Source organism: Micromonospora sp. NPDC023814 (assembly GCF_040639595.1).
GTDB lineage: Bacteria > Actinomycetota > Actinomycetes > Mycobacteriales > Micromonosporaceae > Micromonospora.
Genome location: NZ_JBFAAF010000026.1, coordinates 45,611 through 65,727, shown reverse-complemented (window position 1 = coordinate 65,727; position 20,117 = coordinate 45,611). Strand labels below are relative to the sequence as shown.

The window sequence follows — 20,117 nt, the reverse complement described above, 5'->3', positions numbered from 1 at the left end:
GGCGGGTGTCCCATCTCACGGCAAACCGGTGGCGGCGCGGTCGTGCCCCACCGCGACGGCAGGGTGTGAGGAATGAACTCGTACGGCGATCCCAGTTCCCCGCGCGGGCGGGCCCATATTCCGGGCCGGCACGGCGACCCCGGCGGTGACGCCCGCGGGGGCGGTTGGTCGGCTGCGCAGGAGGGTACGGCACCGGCCGGTCGCGCCTCGGTCGCGCCCCGGAGTGCCGCCGGTGGGCGGGCCTCGGTCGGCGGCTCGGCGGCCGTGCCGCCGCGCGGTCCGGCCGCCGGCTCGGCTTCGGTGGGCTCCGCCTCCGCCGGTCGTGCCGGCGCCGGCCGGGCCTCCGTCCCGGTCTCCCCGGCGCCGGCCGCGGGCCGGGCGGGAGCGGGCCGCGCATCGGTGCCGGTCTCCCCGGCGGCCGGCGGATCGGCCGGCCGCGCCACGGTCGGTGCCGCCTCGGCCGGGCGGGCCAGCGTCGGCTCGGCGGCCGTCGGCGGCGTCGCGGGCCGGGCGTCGGCGCGGGCGAGCGTCTCGCCGGGCTCGGGTGGCCCGGGTGGCCCCGGGGGGCCGACCGGCCCCGGCCGCGGCGGTCGCGGCTCGGGCGACCCGGCCAAGGCGGCGCGGGCGAAGAAGCGCAAGCGGATGAACATGCTGATCGCCGCGTTCGCGGTCTTCATCATGCTCGCCGGCCTCGGCGTGGTCGGCTTCACCTACTACTCGACCAGCGTCGTGCTTCCCGAGGACACCACGCCGCCGCAGGCGACCACCCTTTACGCGTTCGACAACAAGACGCCCATCGCCAAGGTCGGCACGCAGAACCGGACCCTGGTTACCATCGACCAGATCCCGAAGCACGTGCAGGACGCGGTCGCCGCGGCCGAGGACCGGAACTTCTACGAGCACTCCGGTGTGGACTACAAGGGCATCGCCCGCGCCGCGTGGAACAACCTCACCGGCGGCGACAAGCAGGGTGCCTCGACCATCACCCAGCAGTACGCCCGCAACGCCTACGACAACCTGAAGGACGACACCTACGCCCGGAAGGTGAAGGAGGCGATCCTCGCCTCGAAGCTGAACGACCAGAAGAGCAAGCCCGAGATCATGCAGCACTACCTGAACATCATCTACTTCGGGCGGGGCGCGCACGGCATCGAGGCGGCGGCGCAGACCTACTTCGGCAAGCCGGCGAAGAGCCTCAGTGTCGCCGAGGGCGCGGTCCTCGCCGCGCTGATCAAGCAGCCGGAGGCCGGCGCGGGCCACAAGGGCTACGACCCGGCGGTCAACCCCGCCGAGGCCAAGTCCCGGTGGGACTACGTGATCAGCGGCATGGTCGAGAAGGGCTGGCTGAACGCCCCGGGCAAGCCGGCGGCGCCGACCGAGTACCCGACGGTGAAGAAGCCGAACCAGGGCGGCGCCGGCCTCGACTACGGCGTCGACACCCCGTACGGCAACGTGATCAACTACGTCAAGCAGGAGATGCGGGACCAGGGCCTCTGCGTCGACGACGAGTCCCAGGTCACCGAGCAGAAGAAGCTCTGCTCGCAAGCGCTGATGTCCGGCGGCTACCGGATCCGCACCACCATCGACACGAAGATCCAGAAGGCGGCGGTCGAGACGGCCCAGCGCAAGACCAAGGGCTCTGAGCTCGCCGGCCAGCCGAAGAACCTGATGGCGGCGGTGGTGGCCATCAACCCGGACAACGGCCGGGTGCTCGCCTACTACGGCGGCGACAACGGCACCGGCACCGACTACGCCGGCAAGAACACCGACGCCAATGGGAACGTCACCGGCGGTCACTCGCCGGGCTCCAGTTTCAAGATCTACACGCTGGCTGCGGCACTCCGGGCGCAGAAGGCTCTGGAGTCGCGCTGGAAGGGCCGGGCGTTCACCCCGGAGGGCACCGAGTTCAAGGTCAGTAACGCGGGCGTCGACAACCCGAAGTGCGGCGACTCCTGCACCCTGAAGGAATCCACGCTGAAGTCGCTCAACGTGCCCTTCTACCACGTGACCCAGGAGATCGGTCCGGACAAGGTCATCAAGATGGCCGCCGACGCCGGCGTCACCACCATGTGGCGGACGGACACCAACCCGGCGAAGGCGTACGACCTGACCAAGACCGATCCGAAGAAGATCGCGCCGAGCCCGTTCTTCCACGTGGTCGGCTACGGCCAGTACCCGGTCACCGTCCTCGACCACGCCAACGGCGTCGCCACCTTCGCCAACGAGGGGGTCTACAACAAGGCCCACTTCCTCTACTCGGTGGAGGAGCGGGACGAGATAACCGGTAAGTGGAAGAAGGTCGGCGGGGAGAAGCTCTCCCCGAAGCCGCGCATCGAGAAGGACGTCGTGGCCGACGTGACCTCGGTGCTGGAGCAGTACCCGGCGCAGGTCAACCACCGGCTGGAGGAGGGCCGCAAGGCGGCCTCCAAGACCGGCACCTGGGAGCAGAAGCCGGACAGCCCGGAGAACGGCGACGCCTGGATGATCGGTTACACGCCACAGATCGCCACCGCAGTCTGGGTCGGCAACCTGCAGAACCGACTGCCGCTCAAGCTGAAGGACGGCCGTCGGGTCAGTGGTTCGAACCTCCCGGGTGACATCTGGGAGCGGTTCATGGAAGAGGCGCACAAGACCTCAGACAACTATCGGGAGAAGAAGGACTTCCCGCCTGCGGCGAACATCGGCGACCCCAACTCCGGCAACGGCGAGGCGCCCCCGCCGTCCCCGCCCCCGACCCCGCCGAACTGCCCGAACCCGTTGAACCCGTTCTGCCCGCCGGACGGCAACAACGGCGGTGGCAACAACGGCGGCGGCAACCCGGGCGGTCCCACCAGTCCCACCGACCCGACTGACCCGCGGCCGGGTGGCGGGGGCGGCGGTGACGGGCTGCTCCCGAGCCTCACACCCCGACCCGACGACGATTGAGCCACGAACGCCGCCGGCGGCCGGACGACCTGTCCGGCCGCCGGCGGCGTTTCCGCGTACCGACGTGTCGGGTGCTGAAGGGGACGCGGTGGCCGGTCGTACGGCAGGATGCACCCTCATGAGCACGCAGCCGACGCGAGGCATCGACGACGCCGGTGCCGCCGACCACCCGTCCCGGTCCGACGGCTTCGTCCGGGGCGTCTCCGGCGTCATCGGCGGCCCGCTGGGCGACCACGCCGTCGCGCTCGACCGGCCCGCCGGGCGGGAGAGCCGGTTCTGGACGGCGGCCAGGATCGTCCTGGCCCTGGTCTGCCTGACCCTGGCGCTGCACTGGGTGCAGAAGTCGCCCTGCCAGGACGGCGCGTGGCAGAACAACGTGCAGTACACCCGGTTCTGCTACACCGACGTGCTGGCGCTCTACTACGCCGAGCGGCTCAACGAGGGCGCGGTCCCCTACCGGGACCACCCCGTCGAGTACCCGGTGCTCACCGGCTACTTCATGGGCGCGCTCGGCCTGCCCGTGCACGCCCTCGGCGAGAACGACCCGGGGATCAACCAGGGCCAGTGGTTCTACAACCTGAATGCGCTGGTGCTCGGCGCGCTGGCGGTCGCCACGGTGGCGGTGATCCTCGCCCTGCGCCGCCGACGACCCTGGGACGCCGCGCTCTTCGCGCTCGCCCCCGCGCTGATGGTCACCGCCACGGTCAACTGGGACCTGCTCGCCATCGGGCTGGCCGCGTTCGGCCTGTTCGCCTGGGCCCGCAGCCGGCCCCTGCTCGCCGGCGTCCTGCTCGGCCTCGCCGGGGCGGCCAAGATGTGGCCGCTGTTCGTCCTCGGCCCGATCCTGGTGCTGGCGCTGCGCGCCGGGCGGCTCCGTGCCGCCCTCACCGCCGTCGGCGCGGCCCTGGTGTCCCTGGTCGCCGTGAACCTGCCGGTCGCCGTCCCGTACCGGGAGAACTGGGACCGGTTCTTCGAGCTGAACTCGACCCGGCCGATCGACTGGGGCACCCTCTGGTACATCGGGCGCTACCTGGACGGAAAGGTCGGCAGCGCCAACCCCGCCGACCTCGGGCCCTTCGAGTGGCTGAACGTCAACATCCCGGCGCTGAACGCCCTGTCGTACGCCCTCTTCGGGCTGGCCTGCCTCGGGGTGGCCGCGCTGGGGCTGCTGGCGCCGCGCCGCCCGCGGCTCGCCCAGCTCGCGTTCCTGGTGGTCGCCGCGTTCCTGATCTTCAGCAAGGTGTGGTCGCAGCAGTTCGTGCTCTGGCTGCTGCCGCTGGTGGTGCTGGCCCGCCCCAAGTGGGGCGCCTTCCTGGCCTGGCAGGTGGCCGAGGTCTGCTACTTCGCGGCCTTCTACGGGGAACTGCTCGGCGCGTCGACCGGCAAGCCGGTCTTCCCGGAGGGAGTCTTCGTGCTGGCGGCCACGCTGCGCCTGACCACCGTGGTGGTGCTCTGCGTGCTGGTCGTGCGGGAGATCCTGCGGCCGGAACTCGACCCGGTGCGGGCCACGTACGCCGACGACCCGGACGGCGGTCTCCTCGACGGCTCGCCGGACGCACCCTGGTTCGACCGCTGGCGACGCCGGCCCACCGCACCCGCCGAGCCGGCACCCCTTCCGGCGTGACCCGTCCCGCCGGCCGCCCGAGGTGACACCCGGGCGGCCGGCGGCACGCGGGTCAGAGCCGGTAGACCACCACTTGGCCGATCTCCTCGCGGGTGATGCCCAGGCCGTCGACCGGCACGTCGACCGTGACCTCCCACGGCGTGCCGGCGATCTGGTCGCGCATCAGCAGCACGTTGCGGACACCGAGGACGCGCAGGTAGTCGACGCTGGTCTGATCCGGGAAGGAGAGCGTCACCCGGCGTACCTCGTCGAGCTGGTGCGGGGTGAAGCCGCTGCCCCCGTTGACCACGTCCTGGAACCTGGTCGTGGACCAGAGCATCACCGGCTGGTCGAGGTTCTGGCTGCTCGGCAGCACCAGCAGCGGGCCGGCCACGGTCCGCATCGCGGCGGGCTGCTGCGGCACGACCGGGTGCGGCGTGACGTTCAGGCCCTCGGCGATCACCAGCACCAGCGGCAGCAGGGTGGCCAGGCGCAGCCACGGGCCCGGCCAGGAGGGGATCCGCTCGGCGCAGATCTCCCGCACCCGCGTGGCGAACGCGCTGACCGCGCCCGCTGCGAGCAGCCCGAGCAGCAGCGTGGTCCAGAGCATCAGCCGGCCGGGGGTGCGCAGGCCGCTCCACCCGGGCAGGTGCTCGAAGAGCGGCACGTAGGTGTACGTGCCGTCGAAGAACCGGGTGCCCATGGCGAGCACCATGGTCACCACCACCCCGGCGAGCAGCAGCAGCCGGTGGCGCAGTTTCCAGACGGAGAAGAAGAGCCCGCCGGCGGCGAGGGCGTAGAGCACGAACCCGGGCAGCAGGGTCATCTCCGGGTGCCAGGGCAGCGCCGCCCGCGCGCCCTCGTGCAGCTCGCCCCAGACACGCGACTCGGCAGGCGCGGTGAAGAAGCCGCTCGCCGGCGGGGAGAAGATGCCGATGTCGGCGACCGTCCGCTCCGCCTGCGGGTGCTGCTCCTTCACGGTGAAGTACGGAACCGCCAGCAGCGCACCGACACCGGCGAAGAGCAGCCCGCCGACCAGGTCCGCGGCCAGCAGCCGGCGCCCGAACGGGCGCTTCACGGCCCAGGACCAGGTTCGCCGGACATACCAGGTCACGGCGGCGACGACCACCGTGCCGCCGAGGAAGTACGCGAACGGCAGCCCGATGCCGAAGCCCAGGCTGAGCTGCCAGGCGGCCACCAGCCAGCCGGTGTAGACCCAGCCGTCGTGCCGGCGCTCCGGGCGGTAGCCGTGGCGGAGCGAGTAGCCGTGGCCTCGCGCCAGCATGGCCAGCGCCAGCGGGATGCCGCCGTTGGAGATCACGTGCAGGTGCCCGGCCTGCGCGAGCAGCCAGGGCGCGTAGGCGTAGCTGACCCCGGCCACCGCCCCGCCGATCCGGCCCGCGCCGAGCTGGCGGGCCAGCGCGTACGCCCCGAGCGTGGCGAGCGCGTGGGCCAGCACGAACATGATGTTGTAGCGCAGCACGGCGGCCTCGGGGCCGGTGCCGATCATGCCCGCCGGGGCGTAGCCGAGCAGCGTGTCGGAGAAGGCGAAGCTCCAGTCCTCCGGGAAGAAGGTGTTCGACTGCCACAGCTGCGCCGGGTTGGTCAGCAGGATGTGCCCGGACCAGGCCATCTGCCACGCCTGCAGGCTCGGGTCCCAGTAGTCCTGCGGGAGGGTGTGCAACGGGTAGCGCAGGGTGGGCCAGGTCATCAGGACGACCAGTGCCAGCGAGCCGAGCGTCGCGAGCGTCCACTCGTGGATCAGCACGCGACCGACCGCCCGGGCGGCCCGCCGTACCCAGCTCGGCCGGGGCTCCGGGGCGGACGCGAAGGCGGCCCACCGGTCCGGCTTCCCCGCCTCCTTGCCGCCCTCCTCGGCCTTGCCGCTCTCCTTGCCGTTGCCGGCCTTGTCCGTGCCGGCCTTGTCCGTGCCGGCCTTGTCCGTGCCGGCCTTGGCGGCACCCTCCTTGGCGGCACCCTCCTTGGCGGCACCCTCCTTGGCGGCACCCTCCTTGGCGGCACCGTCCTTGCGGTCCTTGCCGGCCTTGGCAGCACCGGCCTCGGCCGCACTGGCCTTGCGGTCCTTGCCGTCGGCGCCCTTGGCCCCACCGTCGCCGGTGGTGCCGGCGTCACCGGCGGCGGCCTTGACGTCGCCGTCGGTCGTGACGTCGTCGCTGGTTCCGGCGTCACCGGGCTTGGTTCCGGCGTCGCCGATCCTGGTCCTGGCGTCTCCGCTGTTCGTGGCGTCGCCGGCCTTGGCGTCGCCGGTGCCGCTGACCGTGCCCGGCCGGTCGTTGCCTCTGCCGCTCGTGCCGCGGGCGTCCCTGGTGGCCGGGTCCTTGTCGGTCGAGCGGGTCCCGGCGGGAGCACCGGCCGTCGGCGTGGTGCCGCCATCCGTACCGCTGGCCGGGTCGGCCGGGTCGGGAACGCCCGCGCGCGCGGCGTCGGTGGAGGTGGTCGGGCCCGGGGGTGGACTGGCCGGCGAGCCGTCGCCGGAAGCCGCCGACGGGTCGGCGGCGGGGCGGGGGCCGCCGGTGGCGGACTGGTCGGTCGTCATGCGGCGGGGCTCTCCGCACCGAGCCGGTCACGCAGGAAGGCGATGTCGGCACCCTGGCCCTCGACGCCGCCCGGGGTTTCGACGATCACCGGCGCGCCGGCCGCGCGGATCACCGCCACCAGCAGTTCGGGATCGATCGTCCCGCCGTCGAGGTTGTCGTGCCGGTCCTGCCCGGAGTTGAACGCTCCCTTGGAGTTGTTGGCGTGCACCAGGTCGATCCGTCCGGTGATCGCCTTGACCCGGTCGACCAGACCGAGCAGCTCCTCGCCGCCGGCGTGCGCGTGGCAGGTGTCCAGGCAGAAGCCCACCTCGTAGTCGCCCACGGCGTCCCAGAGCCGGGCCAGCGCGTCGAGCCGCCGGGCGCACGCGTTGTCGCCACCGGCGGTGTTCTCGATCAGGACCGGCAGCTCGAAGCCGCCCGAGTCCGCCGCGTACGCGAAGGTCTTGCGCCAGTTGTCGAAACCGATGGCGAGGTCGTCCCCGGCGTTGACGTGCCCGCCGTGCACGATCAGCCCCTTCGCGCCGACGGCGGCGGCCGCCTGGGCGTGCCCGAGCAGCAGCTTCCGGCTGGGAATCCGGATCCGGTTGTTCAGGGTCGCGACGTTGATGACGTACGGCGCGTGGACGTAGAGGTCGACGTTCGCCGCCCGCAGCCGCTCCGCGTCCTCCCGGGGCTTCGGGGCTTTCCACCCCTGCGGGTCGGAGAGGAAGAACTGCACGGCCCCGGCCTCTCGGGCCGTCGCCTCCGCCAGCGGGTCGGTCGAATCGACGTGGGCTCCGATACGCATGCACGGGAGCCTACGTCGCCGCGCCGACAGCCGGAGCGACGGCGGTGGGGAGTGGGAAGCGTGCCCGCGTCACCTCCCGACGTCGGCGGTCGTTGATGCGAGTGGGATCCACGGTTGGTGCTCCCGGGCGAGGCGGCCGCAGGTCGGCCCGCCGGGTGGCCGAGCCGCCCGGGAAGCGGGGGTACCCCCGTCGCGCGGCCCGGCGCGACGGGGGTCGGCCCCGGAACCGATACCGGGGCCGGCCAAAAAATTTCGGAGAAATCCGCCATTTACACCGACAAGGGTCAAGAGCCGTTGTAACGTCAGGTAACAACACGATAAAGCTCCGCGGGGCGTCCCCGGTCCAACCTCATCGGTGTGGTCGTTCCTCCCCAGGTCCCACCCAAGGAATGCGGACGGGACGCCCCGCGGCCTCGTGCACGGGGGCTCGCATCGACAGTGACGTCGAGGCGGGCCCCCGTCGCCTCTGCCCGGGCCGGGTGGACCGACCACTCCGGGCATGATCGTCCGGACCGGGTATCCTGGTCCGGTTGTCCGCGTCCGGCCGGGTCCCCCCGGGACCGGCGTGGGCCACGACGCACGACCTCCTGCCACGGAAGGACCGTGGCCGCTTAGCCCACAGGAGGTGAGCACGTCTTGCGTCATTACGAGATCATGGTGATCCTCGACCCCAGCCTCGAGGAGCGCACCGTCGCCCCGTCGCTCGACACGTACCTGAACGTGATCCGGACCGCGGGTGGCTCGGTGGAGAAGACCGACGTGTGGGGCCGCCGGCGCCTCGCGTACGAGATCAACAAAAAGGCCGAGGGCATCTACGCCGTCATCGACCTGCAGGCGACGCCTGCGGCGGTGGCCGAGCTGGACCGTCAGCTGCGGCTCAACGAGTCCGTGCTGCGCACCAAGGTCATCCGGCCGGAGATGCGCTAAGCATTCAAACCCGGTTCACCCGGACCAGCCTCATCGGTGCTGTCGGAGGGCTCTGAGAGCCTGTACGGCAGAACAGATGAGTGCGCGAGGAGATGGTCATGGCAGGAGACACCACCATCACGGTCATCGGCAACCTGACCGATGACCCCGAGTTGCGGTTCACCCCCTCCGGTGCGGCGGTCGCCAAGTTCCGGGTCGCTTCGACGCCCCGGTTCATGGACAAGGCCTCCGGCGAGTGGAAGGACGGCGAGCCGCTCTTCCTGGCGTGCACCGTGTGGCGGCAGGCGGCGGAGCACGTCGCCGAGTCGCTCCAGCGGGGCGCCCGCGTGATCGTCTCGGGCCGGCTGCGTCAGCGGTCGTACGAGACGCGCGAGGGCGAGAAGCGCACCGTCATCGAGCTCGAGGTCGACGAGATCGGCCCGTCGCTGCGCTACGCCACGGCGAAGGTGCAGAAGATGTCCCGCTCCGGCGGCGGTGGCGGCGGCTTCGGCGGCGGTGGTGGAGGTGGCCAGGGCGGCGGCGGAGGCAACTTCGACGACCCCTGGGCCTCGGCCGCGCCGGCACCCTCGCGCGGTGGTTCGGGTGGCGGAAACTTCGACGAGGAGCCCCCGTTCTAATGGCGCCGAGCGCCCGCGATCGCAAACCAGGAGCACGAGCAATGGCCAAGGCCGCTGCACTTCGCAAGCCGAAGAAGAAGGTGAACCCGCTCGACAAGGACGGGATCACCTACATCGATTACAAGGACACCGCGCTGCTGCGCAAGTTCATCTCCGACCGCGGCAAGATCCGCGCTCGGCGGGTGACCGGCGTGACCTCGCAGCAGCAGCGGCAGATCGCCCGTGCGGTCAAGAACGCCCGTGAGATGGCGCTCCTGCCGTACACCGCCACGGCCCGCTGAGAGGAGGCACCGATATGAAGATCATCCTGACTCAGGAGGTGTCCGGCCTCGGTGCCCCGGGCGACATCGTCGAGGTCAAGAACGGCTACGGCCGTAACTACCTGCTTCCGCAGGGCTTCGCGATCGCCTGGACCAAGGGTGCGGAGAAGCAGGTCACGGTCATCAAGCGGGCCCGCTCGGCCCGGGAGATCCGCGACCTCGGCCACGCCAACGAGGTCAAGGGCCAGCTCGAGGGCCTCAAGGTCAACCTGAAGGCCCGTGCCGGTGACGGTGGTCGGCTCTTCGGCTCGGTCACCCCGGCCGAGATCGTCGAGGCTGTCAAGGCCGCCGGTGGTCCGGTCCTCGACCGTCGTCGGCTGGAGCTGTCCGGTCCCATCAAGTCGACCGGCTCCTACCCGGTGCGGATCAAGCTGCACCCCGAGGTGACCGCCAAGTTCGACCTCAACGTCGTCCAGGGCTGACGCCTCACCACAGCACCACGACAGGGCCCGCACCGACCGGTGCGGGCCCTGTTCGCGTTCGACGAGCCGGCCCGGCCGGGTAGTGGCCCGTCAGCCGATCGGCTGCCCGGTGACCGCGCTGATCATGACCGTCGAGAGGCCACCGCCGACCACCGCCGCAGCCAGCGCCACCGTGGCCGAACGCCAGGTGGTGCCGACCCGGTGCAGCAGCAGCGCCACGACCAGGCTGCTGGCCAGCGCCAACCCGAATCGCGGCAGGCCTGATGCCAGGGAACCCAGCGCCCGCGCCCGCGGTGCGTCGCCCGCCAGGCGGGTGCCCGACCAGGACCCCTCGTCCCGGTCGTCCTGCCCGGGCCAGGGCCACCCCTCCGCAGTGCCGCCGCCGGGGCGCGGTGACACTGGCCGGCCCCACCCACCGCCGTCGGAGTATCGCTCCCACTGCCCGGTGCTGTCCGGCTGGTGCCACTGGCCGGTGTCGTCGCACTGGTCCCACCGAACGGTGGCGGAGTGCTCCCAGCGGTCCACCTCGCCGGCCGGGCGCCCAGCGCGGCAGGTAGGGATCGACGGACTCCTGCTGGCCGGCTGCGACGCCGCGACGTCGGCTCCGGGCGCGGGGCCGGGCGGTGTCCCCGTCGTAGGGGTCGGCCGGCGACGGGGCTGGGGGACCGTCCCAGGCAACGGCCGGCGGTCGCTCGCGCGGGCCATCGTCTCCGCGTCCCCAGTCCCGGTAACTGACGGCGGTCGCGTCCATGCGAGTGGTGTAAGAGACGGCCATCGCAGGATCCGGTCTGATGCTATGCGGCGATCGGGGCGGGGTCGGGCTGGTCGGTGTCGTGTTGGTCGGTTTCGACGGTGATCAGGCGGGCTTTGGCGAGTAGTTCCAGGCCCATGTAGCGGCGGCCTTCGGTCCATTCGTCGGTTTGTTCGGCCAGGACGGCGCCGACGAGGCGGATGATCGCGGGTCGGTTGGGGAAGATCCCGACGACGTCGGTGCGGCGGCGGATCTCCTTGTTCAGCCGTTCCTGCGGGTTGATGCCCCTATGGATTGTCAAGCCGTTGCCGGCAGCGGGGCGCTTCGCATTACCTCTGTGAGGTGGCGATGAATTTCGCGGGCGATGTAGCGTTTCAGGCAGCGGATGGCCTCGCGGCGACTCTTGCCTTCGCTGGCCCGTTTGGCCAGGTAGACGCGGCTGCGTTCGTCCCATCGCAGCCGCGACAGGGTGATGCGGTAGAGAGCAGCGTTGGCTTGCCGGTTACCGCCACGGTTGAGTCGACGTCTGCTGGTCTTGCCGGAGGAGGCTTCCAGCGGGCTGACGCCGCAGAGCGCAGCGAACGAGGCCTCGCTGACGAGCCGTTCGGGGTTGTCGCCGGCGGCCACGAGCAGGATGGCCGCGCTGTCGGGTCCGACGCCGGTGAGTTCGAGCAGCTGGGGCGCTTTGGCTTCGACCGCCGCGGTCATGCGGCTGGTGAGCTCGTCGATCTCTGCGCTCAACCGTTGGATCCGCTCGGCGAGTAGCCGGAGTGTGTAACGTGCCGCCTGATCGGGTCCCGTGTCGCCGTCGAGATCAAGGTGGGAACAGGCGGCGAGAAGCCGTGGATTGGACAACGGCGACAGTTGTTCGCGCAGCTCAGGTTCGGCGCAGACGAGAACGGCTTTCAGCTGGTTGATTGCCTGGGTGCGGGCCTTGACCGCCGAGTCCTTCGCCAGCTTGAAGATGTGGAGCATCTCGACGGGGCCGTCGGCGCTCTTGGGAATCGTTGTCGCCTCGCCTGAGATGACGGATCGGGCGGCGGCTTCGGCGTCGAACGCGTCGGTTTTGCCTTTGCGCCTGCGGCTGGCGCGGTCTGGCCGGTTCACCTCGCAGACGACGAGCCCTTCGGATCGCAGGTAGCGAGTCAGCCCGGCCCCGTAGGAGCCGGTGCCTTCGACGCCGGCTCGGTGAAGTTCACCGAACGACTTTGCCCAGGTCAGCAGGTTGCGATAGCCGGTCGTCGTGGTGGCGAAGGTGGCGTTGGCGAGCAGCGCGCCGGTGCTGCTGAGGATCGCGGCTGCGTGGATGTCTTTGTGCGTGTCGACGCCGAGGATGATCGTTTCAGGGTGTTGCTGGCGGTCTTCGTCGAGGTTGGTCATGCTGTTCGTGGTCACGCGATTCCTTCGAGCCGATGCGGGTCGTTGGCCGGCGCCGGGCCGGGCGGGCAGTCAGAACTGTGACGGTGCCTTGTGCGGCAAGGCCCCTATCGGGACACGTCCGTCCGGGCCGGCGCGAGCAAGCACCGCCTGGGGCCGGTGGTCGACAGATCAATCCATAGGCACTTCGGCCAGTTAGACCACGGGTCAGACCCCAACCACCAGGCGGCACTGCAAGATCCTCACAGTTGGACCAGATTTGGCGCCAGATCTCGCGGGGGAAGCCGGTGAAGGCGAGGAGGTCGTCGCGGGCGGTGTCGAGGTGCTCGGCCGCGGCGGGGAACTTCGCTTCGATCGTGGTCACGACACGTTGGAACTGGGCGCGGACGGCGTCGGCGTCGGGCTGGTCGAAGATCGTGCGCACCAGGGTCGCGATCCACGGCTGCGCCGACTTCGGGACTTTCGTGAGCAGGTTGCGCAGGTAGTGGGTGCGGCAGCGTTGCCAGGAGGCTCCGGGCAGGGCGGCGCCGATGGCGGCCACGAGGCCGGCGTGGGCGTCGGAGATGACCAGACGGACGCCGGACAGGCCGCGGGCGGTCAGCGATCGCAGGAACGCCAACCAGCCGGCGCCGTCCTCGTCGGAGGCCACGTCCAGGCCCAACACTTCGCGTTGGCCGTCGGCGTTGACGCCGACCGCGATCAGGGCATGGACATTGACGGTGCGCCCGTGCTCACGGACCTTCATCGTCAACGCGTCCATCCACACGAACGTGTAGTGCCCTGAGTCGAGGGGCCGGTTGCGGAACGCCTCGACCTGGGCGTCCAGATGGGCGGCCATCTCCGAGACCTGCGACTTCGACAGATGCCGGATGCCCAGCTGTTCGACCAGCTTCTCCACCCGCCGCGTCGACACCCCGAGCAGGTAACTCGTGGCAACCACCGAGACCAGGGCCTGTTCCGCCCGCCGGCGATGGGTCAGCAACCAGTCCGGGAAGTAGCTGCCCTGCCGCAGCTTCGGGATCGCCAGATCGATCGTGCCGGCGCGGGTGTCCCACTCTCTCGGCCGGTAGCCGTTACGAGAGTTGACCCGCTCCTCGCTGCGCTGCCCGTAACCGGCGCCGCAGATCGCGTCCGCCTCGGCGGACATCACCGCCTGCGCGAACGTCTTGATCATCGCCTGCAACACATCAGGCGACGCGCCCGCGATCTGCTCGCACAGCAGGTCAACAGGGTTCACACTCTCAGATGCGGCCATCGCGCATCACTCTCCTTCGTTCGACTTAGCCGTCTCGAAGGATCGCGCGGTGGCCGTCTCCCATCTACGCAACACGCCCATCACGGGCAAGTCGTACACCACTCCGGTGGACGCAACCCTGACGGCCGGAGCGTGACCCTTCCCAGCCGATGGCGCAATCCGCTGTCCAGGTGTAGCCGTTCGCTGGAGCTGGTACGGGACGTTCGACCGGGCAGTTCGACCGAAAACTTTCCTCCACAGGGTGGGGACTGAGTTTTCCCAGCTCAGCGGCTTGCCTGGGGGAATTCCCCAACCGTTGTCCACAGCCTGTGCACACCCTGCGCACATGGTCGTCCACCGGCATCCACAGGTTGTCCCGAGGCTCGTCCACCGCCATGGTTGAGGGGCTGACCTCGGGTTCCGTAAGGTGGGCCCCCGACCGGCCGTGCGATGACCCCCGATCGACCGGCAGGTCGAGGTTGTCGTACCCCGGCGGTAGAGCTGGCCTTGGATCCGACGCAGTGGAGGGGGGACCCGTGTCGGTCACCGACGACATGCGGGCGGACCAGCGCCCCGGCGGCGGCCAGGCGTCCCCGCCGCCCCAGCGCGACGGTCAGTTCGACAAGACCCCACCCCAGGACGTCGCTGCCGAGCAGTGCGTCCTCGGCGGCATGCTGCTCTCCAAGGACGCCATCGCCGACGTCGTCGAGATCCTCAAGACCAACGACTTCTACCGGCCGGTGCACGCCACCATCTTCGACACCATCCTGGAGATCTACGGTCGGGGCGAGCCGGCCGACTCGATCACCGTGGCGGCGGCGCTGGCCGACTCCGGCGACCTGGTCCGGATCGGTGGCGCCCCCTACCTGCACACGCTGATCGCCAGCGTGCCGACCGCCGCGAACGCCGCCTACTACGCGCGGATCGTCAGCGAGCGGGCGGTCCTGCGGCGGCTGGTGGAGGCCGGCACCAAGATCGTGCAGCTGGGCTACGGCACCGGTCAGGGCGGCAGCCGCGACGTCGACGACATCGTCGACCTCGCCCAGCAGGCGGTCTACGACGTCACCGAGCGCCGCGTCAGCGAGGACTTCGCGGTGCTCGCCGACATGCTCCAGCCGACGCTCGACGAGATCGAGGCGGTGGGCGCCCAGGGCGGCGTGATGACCGGCGTCCCCACCGGCTTCACCGACCTGGACCGGCTGCTCAACGGCCTGCACGCCGGGCAGCTCATCATCGTCGCCGGTCGGCCGGGTCTGGGCAAGGCGCTCGCCCTCGACACGCCGCTGCCGACCCCGGACGGGTGGACCACGATGGGCGAGGTCGCCGTGGGTGACCGCCTGCTGGCCGCCGATGGCAGCCCGACCACCGTTACCGCCGCCTTCGAGGTGATGTACGACCGGCCGTGCTACGAGGTTGAATTCTCCGACGGCACGGTGATCGTCGCGGACGCGGAGCACCTGTGGAAGACCACGACCCGGGCGAGCCGGCGCCAGCCTGAGCAGCGAACGCGTCAGTACTGGCCGGAGTCGTCGTTGTCCAGGGTGCGGGCCGCCCAGGCGACGGTCGGTGCCGAATCCCGACGCCTCGTCACCGTGGCGCAGGCGCTGGAACAGGTCGGCCCTGAGTTCCGCAACGTCCTGCACACCGTCGCGCGGGAGGTCGGTGCCGAGGGGCGGGTGAGCCGGCTGGTGACGCGCGCGGGAAAGGCGCGGAACTGGAGCGCACCGGGGTACCCGGTAGGGCCACTGCTGACTGGGCTGCGCGAGCGGGCCGAGCGGCACGTCAATGCCGGTGCCCGGGTCCGGCACGGCGGCGTGGTGACCACCGCCCAGATCGCGGCGACGTTGCATACCGACACGGCCGACCGGCGGTTGAACCACGCCGTCGAGAACTGCGGTCCCCTGCGACTGCCGGAGCGCGACCTGCTGATCCCGCCCTACACCCTGGGCGTGTGGCTCGGTGACGGGCACACCGGCGCCAGCCGGTTCACTACCGCTGACGACGAGATGGTGGACCTTGTCGAGCGGGACGGATTCGTGGTGCGGCCCAGCGGTCCGATGCTCTACAGCATCTCCCTGCCGGCGGCGACGCCACCGACCGAGCGGACGTGTGTCAACTGCGGCCGGTCCACCCGGGCGCTTCGGGAGAACCCTGCCGTCAAGCGCTGCGCGGACTGCAGGGTCGTGCACGGTTCGTTCCTGGCGCTGCTCCGGCGGCTGGGGGTGGCGACGGACAAGCACATCCCGCAGGAGTACCTCCGGGCCTCCGATTCCCAGCGCCGCGCGTTGCTGGCGGGCCTGATGGACACCGACGGCACGGTCGCTCCCGCCGGTAACCTCCAGTACACCTCCACCTCGAAGCGGCTCGCCGAGGACGTGCGGGAGCTCGTGGTGAGTCTGGGCTACCGCTGCACTGTCACGGAAAAGGCGGTGCCCGGGCGCAGCCCCGATCCGTCGATCGCGTACACGCTGAACTTCTCCACCCCGGATCCGATCTTCTGGTTGGAGCGGAAGCGCTCGGCTCACGCTACGAGGCGTCGTACCAGTTCGGACGTGCGGACGAATTCCCGCTTCATCGTGGACGTCCGACCGGTGCCGAGCGTGCCGGTCCGGTGCGTGACGGTGGACAACCCCGAGCACCTCTACCTCGCGGGTCGGGCGATGATCCCGACGCACAACAGCACTGCGAGCATGGACTTTGCCCGAAACGCGGCTATCCGCGCCAACCAGGCGTCGGCGATCTTCTCACTGGAAATGAGCAAGGTCGAGATCGTCATGCGGCTGCTCTCGGCCGAGGCGCGGGTGCCGCTGCACGTCCTGCGCAGCGGTCAGCTCTCCGACGACGACTGGACTAAGCTCGCCCGCTGCATGGGCGAGATCAGCGAGGCGCCGCTCTTCGTCGACGACACGCCGAGCATGAACCTGATGGAGATCCGGGCCAAGGCGCGGCGGCTCAAACAGCGGCACGACCTCAAGCTGATCGTCGTCGACTACCTCCAACTGATGACCTCCCCGAAGCGCACCGAGAGCCGGCAGCAGGAGGTGGCGGACCTGTCCCGTGGCCTGAAGCTGCTGGCCAAGGAGGTCGAGTGCCCGGTGATCGCGGTGAGTCAGCTGAACCGTGGCCCGGAGCAGCGTACCGACAAGCGACCCCAATTGTCCGATCTGCGCGAATCTGGTTCGATCGAGCAAGATGCCGACGTCGTCATCCTGCTGCACCGCGACGACTACTACGACAAGGAATCGCCTCGGGCCGGGGAGGCGGATTTCATTGTTGCCAAACACAGAAATGGCCCGACCGACACCGTGACGGTGGCCGCCCAGCTGCACCTGTCGCGCTTCGTCGACATGGCCATCGTCTGAGAGCAGCGGCACTGGTCAACCCAGAAGCGGGAACCAGCCGGCGACCTCGCCGAGTTCGAGCTGGTCGCGGTCGGTGAGTGGCACCCGGCCGGCTGCCTTGAGCAGGTATTCCGCGTCGCTCCATCCGGCCGGGCGGACGGCGTCGTCGCTGAGCAGGCCGTCCATCGTGGCCACGGCGACCCGCATGGCGAGCACCCCGGGCGGGGGCGCGTCGGGCAGGTCGAGGACCAGGTCCAGGTGGTGCACGACGGCCTCGGTGGTCAGGGTGGCGAGCAGGTCCGGCACGCGCAGCACGTGCCCCTGCGTGGTGACGCAGCCGTCGGGGTCTGCCGCGCCCGCCGCGCGTACGGCGGCGGGGGCCGTGTCGGTCCAGAGCCGGACGACCCCGCTCGGACGGTCGAAGGCGGCGGCGGAGCGGCGAATCCACCAGGCATGTCGGGCACCGGCTCCGCCCCCGTCGGCCGGGAAGGCGCGCCAGTAGCTCACGTCGTCCACGTCGGGCGGACCCTCGGCGGGGCTGGCCAGCGCGACCAGCGCCCGCTGGGCGTCGCAGAGCACGTGGAACAGCAGGTCCGCGACGAGCCAGCCCCGGCACCGGGTGGGCCGTTGCAGGTCGGCGTCGTCGAGGTCGGCCACGACCCGGGTGATTCCGTCGTAGGCCTGCGCCAGCGCGAAGTGCTGCCCCTGGTGCGTCATGGGGTGCAGCGTCGCACGCCCGTCGCCTGCCGGCACGGCGAGTGGCGGTGCGGGGTGCGGACGTGGCCACGGGTGACCGGGCCGGTCGAGGCACCGGCCCGGTCGACGGAGTGGCTCAGCCGAACATCTCGTCCAGGAAGCTCTTGTGCTTCTTGCGCTTGTAGTGCCCGTGGTAGCCGTGGTGCTGGTGGCCGTGCCCGTACGCGGGGGCCGGCGGGTAGCCGTGGGCCGGCGGGGGCGGGGGCGGCGGGACGGCGCCGTAGCCCGGCTGGTGCGGGGCGGGGGCGGGCGGCGGGGGCGGCGGAGGCGCGTAGCCGCCCTGCTGGTGGCCGGGCTGGCCGGGGTAGCCGCCCTGCTGGGCGGGCTGCGGCGGGGTCGGGGCGCCCTGCTGGCGGTTCCAGTTGGCCTCCGCCTCGAACAGCTTCTCCAGCTCGCCGCGGTCGAGGAAGATCCCCCGGCACTCGCCGCACTGGTCGATGACGACGCCGCTGCGCTCGTACTGGCGCATTTCTCCGTGGCACTTGGGACAGGTCAGGCTCATTCTCCGACCGTACCCGGTCCGGTCACGCGGTTGCTGTCAGCGCTTCCGTGACTTCGGAGTCGGCGACCTCGTGGAAGTCCTCGTAGTAGGCGCTCACCGCCATGAACTCCGGCGGGTGCTGCGCGCAGACGACCTGGTCGGCCTCGGCGGCCAGCATCTCGTACGCCTCCTGCGAGCCGACCGGGACGGCGACCACGACGCGGCGGGCGCCGAGGTGGCGGGCGACCTGGACGGCGGCGCGGGCGGTGGCCCCGGTGGCCAGGCCGTCGTCGACGATGACGGCGGTGCGCCCGGACAGGTCGAGCGGCGGCCGGCCGGCGCGGTAGAGCTGCTCCCGCCGCTCCAGCTCGGCCTGCTCGCGCTGGCGCACCTCGGCGATGTCGTCGGCGCCGAGCCGGCTGGCCACGACGTCGTTGAGCACCTGCACGCCGCCGGGGCCGAGCGCGCCGAAGGCGACCTCGGGCGCCCACGGCATGCCGAGCTTCCGGACGACCAGCACGTCCAGCGGCGCGCCGAGGCGCTCGGCGACCACCCGGGCCACCGGCACGCCGCCGCGCACCAGCCCGAGCACGATGACGTCCGGTTCGCCGATCAGGGTGGTGAGCCGGTCGGCGAGCATCCGGCCCGCCTCTTCGCGGTCGCGGTAGGTGGTGGTCATGCCTCAGGTCTACGCCGTGTCGCCGCCCTTCGCCCGCCAGTTCGGCGAACCGGGGTGCCGCAGCGCGGCGGCCCAGACCAGGAGGGCGAGCGGGTAGAGCAGGTAGCCGAAGCGGGTCGACGGCATCAGCAGGATCGCGGCCAGCAGCCCGTACCCGCAGGTCAGCGCGACGGCGACGGCGGTGTGGGGCGGGCGGCGGGCGAGCCGGACGGCGATCGCCAGCCCGGCCGCGAGCAGCAGGGCGGCGGCGACCGCGCGGCCGGCGGGCAGCGCGGTGGCGATCAGGTGGCCGGGGAACGGCGACTGTGCCGGGCTGGTCACCAGGCCGTGGCCGAGCGGGAAGCGGAGCACGTTCTCGACCAGCGCGTCGCGGTCGACGAGCAGGGCGGGGAGCAGCGCGGCGACGGGCAGGCCGACCGCTCCCGCCGCGACCCGCAGGCCGGCCCGCCGGGTCATCCCCCAGATGATCAGCACGAGGGCGACCGGCCAGGCGAAGAGCTTCAGTGCCCCGGCCAGGCCGACGGCGATGCCGGCCCGGCCGGGCCGTCCGGCGGCGGCGAGAGCCAGCGCGAGCAGGCAGAGCGCGAGGACGGGCAGGTCGTCGCCGCCGGTGGCGAGGGTGAGCGCGCAGACCGGCAGTACGGTGGCGGCCTGTACGCCCCGGAGCACGGCGGCACCGGCCGCGTGGTGGCCGGCGGGGCGGTCGACGCGCGTCAGGGCGCGGACCGCGAGGGCCAGCGCCAGCGCGGTGCCGACCGCGAACCAGACGCGCGCGTCGGTCCACCAGGCGTCGACGGCCGCCCTGGGCAGCCCGAACAGGGCCATCCCCGGCTGGTAGGGGGTGTAGCCGAGCAACTGCTCGCCGGGCGGCAGGGCGGCGATCGCGTCGTGCCCGAGGTACGGCGTGCCGGTGTCGACCAGCCGCCTGCCGGACTTCTCGACGACCAGTACCTCCTCCTGCGCCCGGTCGCCGCGCCCGCCGGCCCGTTCGACGCTCTGCCAGGCCAGCGGCAGCAGGGCGGTGGTGAACCAGGCGAAACCGGTGACCGCCCAGCGGGCCGGCAGGCCGGCCAGCGGCGACCGCGGGTCGCGCCGGCGCAGCACGAGTTGGGCGGTCGCCGCGAGGGCGGCGAGGAGGTACCCGGCGGCGGCGACGCCGCCCCAGGCCCGGTGCGGGACGAGTGTGGACGTGGCGGCGGTGGTCGCGGCGAACGCCGCCGACACGGCGTACAGGCCGAGGTCGAGGGCGAGGCCACCGGCGGCCGTGTCGAGGGCCCGCCAGCCGCGGCGGGTGGTCGGGGCGGCGGTCACGCGCGCCAGTCTGGCAGACCGGGCTCAC

15 protein-coding genes and 2 pseudogenes are annotated in these 20,117 nt (G+C 71.5%); 7 read left to right on the top strand and 10 right to left on the bottom strand.

Annotated features, from left to right (window positions below):
* The first annotated feature begins 72 nt into the window (after positions 1 to 72).
* Positions 73 to 2,925: a transglycosylase domain-containing protein gene (locus AB0G14_RS16340; RefSeq protein WP_357698003.1), complete on the top strand. Its 2,853-nt coding sequence runs from the start codon at positions 73 to 75 to the stop codon at positions 2,923 to 2,925.
* A 118-nt stretch (positions 2,926 to 3,043) separates the two neighbouring features.
* Positions 3,044 to 4,549, top strand: a complete 1,506-nt coding sequence (locus AB0G14_RS16335) for a glycosyltransferase 87 family protein (protein WP_357698001.1) — start codon at positions 3,044 to 3,046, stop codon at positions 4,547 to 4,549.
* Positions 4,550 to 4,601: 52 nt separating this feature from the next.
* Here AB0G14_RS16335 and AB0G14_RS16330 read toward each other — a convergent pair whose 3' ends face one another.
* Positions 4,602 to 7,085, bottom strand: a complete 2,484-nt coding sequence (locus tag AB0G14_RS16330; RefSeq protein ID WP_357697999.1) for a hypothetical protein — start codon at positions 7,083 to 7,085, stop codon at positions 4,602 to 4,604.
* Entirely contained in the window at positions 7,082 to 7,873 is a 792-nt protein-coding gene (locus AB0G14_RS16325; protein ID WP_357697997.1) for a deoxyribonuclease IV, read from the bottom strand. The genes AB0G14_RS16330 and AB0G14_RS16325 overlap by 4 nt, the downstream gene beginning before the upstream one ends.
* A 636-nt stretch (positions 7,874 to 8,509) precedes the next feature.
* On the opposite strand from AB0G14_RS16325, the gene rpsF reads away from it, so the two are divergent.
* The 4 genes from rpsF (at position 8,510) to rplI (ending at position 10,159) form a co-directional block, all read left to right on the top strand.
* Positions 8,510 to 8,800, top strand: coding sequence for a 30S ribosomal protein S6 (gene rpsF, locus AB0G14_RS16320; protein WP_076468436.1), 291 nt, complete (start codon positions 8,510 to 8,512; stop codon positions 8,798 to 8,800).
* A gap of 80 nt (positions 8,801 to 8,880) precedes the next feature.
* Positions 8,881 to 9,417: a single-stranded DNA-binding protein gene (locus tag AB0G14_RS16315; RefSeq protein ID WP_172896610.1), complete on the top strand. Its 537-nt coding sequence runs from the start codon at positions 8,881 to 8,883 to the stop codon at positions 9,415 to 9,417.
* A 41-nt stretch (positions 9,418 to 9,458) separates the two neighbouring features.
* Positions 9,459 to 9,698, top strand: coding sequence for a 30S ribosomal protein S18 (gene rpsR / locus AB0G14_RS16310; RefSeq protein WP_007073789.1), 240 nt, complete (start codon positions 9,459 to 9,461; stop codon positions 9,696 to 9,698).
* Between the two features lie 14 nt (positions 9,699 to 9,712).
* The gene (rplI, locus tag AB0G14_RS16305) at positions 9,713 to 10,159 is read left to right on the top strand and encodes a 50S ribosomal protein L9 (RefSeq protein ID WP_357697995.1); all 447 of its coding nucleotides are present in this window, start codon (positions 9,713 to 9,715) and stop codon (positions 10,157 to 10,159) included.
* A gap of 90 nt (positions 10,160 to 10,249) precedes the next feature.
* On the opposite strand, the gene AB0G14_RS16300 is transcribed toward rplI, so the two are convergent.
* The 4 genes and pseudogenes from AB0G14_RS16300 to AB0G14_RS16285 all read right to left on the bottom strand — a co-directional run.
* Complete coding sequence (locus tag AB0G14_RS16300) at positions 10,250 to 10,684, bottom strand: hypothetical protein (protein ID WP_357697993.1); 435 nt, start codon at positions 10,682 to 10,684, stop codon at positions 10,250 to 10,252.
* A 269-nt stretch (positions 10,685 to 10,953) separates the two neighbouring features.
* A pseudogene (locus tag AB0G14_RS16295) lies at positions 10,954 to 11,190 on the bottom strand (transposase); the annotation flags it as partial.
* Positions 11,191 to 11,207: 17 nt separating this feature from the next.
* A complete protein-coding gene (locus AB0G14_RS16290; protein WP_357697992.1) occupies positions 11,208 to 12,290 on the bottom strand; it encodes an IS110 family transposase in 1,083 nt (360 codons plus the stop codon).
* 244 nt (positions 12,291 to 12,534) lie between these two features.
* Positions 12,535 to 13,542 (bottom strand): annotated as a pseudogene (locus AB0G14_RS16285) (IS256 family transposase); the annotation flags it as partial.
* A gap of 500 nt (positions 13,543 to 14,042) precedes the next feature.
* Here AB0G14_RS16285 and dnaB point away from each other — a divergent pair.
* Positions 14,043 to 16,883 carry a replicative DNA helicase gene (dnaB, locus tag AB0G14_RS16280; protein ID WP_357698066.1) on the top strand — a complete coding sequence of 947 codons (2,841 nt, stop codon included), beginning with the start codon at positions 14,043 to 14,045 and terminating at the stop codon, positions 16,881 to 16,883.
* Between the two features lie 15 nt (positions 16,884 to 16,898).
* On the opposite strand, the gene AB0G14_RS16275 is transcribed toward dnaB, so the two are convergent.
* The 4 genes from AB0G14_RS16275 to AB0G14_RS16260 all read right to left on the bottom strand — a co-directional run bounded on the left by AB0G14_RS16275 (position 16,899) and on the right by AB0G14_RS16260 (position 20,089).
* A complete protein-coding gene (locus tag AB0G14_RS16275; RefSeq protein ID WP_357697991.1) occupies positions 16,899 to 17,579 on the bottom strand; it encodes a maleylpyruvate isomerase N-terminal domain-containing protein in 681 nt (226 codons plus the stop codon).
* A 115-nt stretch (positions 17,580 to 17,694) separates the two neighbouring features.
* A complete protein-coding gene (locus AB0G14_RS16270; protein ID WP_357697989.1) occupies positions 17,695 to 18,120 on the bottom strand; it encodes a zf-TFIIB domain-containing protein in 426 nt (141 codons plus the stop codon).
* Between the two features lie 22 nt (positions 18,121 to 18,142).
* Complete coding sequence (locus tag AB0G14_RS16265; protein ID WP_357697987.1) at positions 18,143 to 18,778, bottom strand: phosphoribosyltransferase family protein; 636 nt, start codon at positions 18,776 to 18,778, stop codon at positions 18,143 to 18,145.
* A gap of 9 nt (positions 18,779 to 18,787) precedes the next feature.
* Positions 18,788 to 20,089, bottom strand: coding sequence for a glycosyltransferase 87 family protein (locus tag AB0G14_RS16260; RefSeq protein ID WP_357697985.1), 1,302 nt, complete (start codon positions 20,087 to 20,089; stop codon positions 18,788 to 18,790).
* Positions 20,090 to 20,117: the final 28 nt, after the last annotated feature.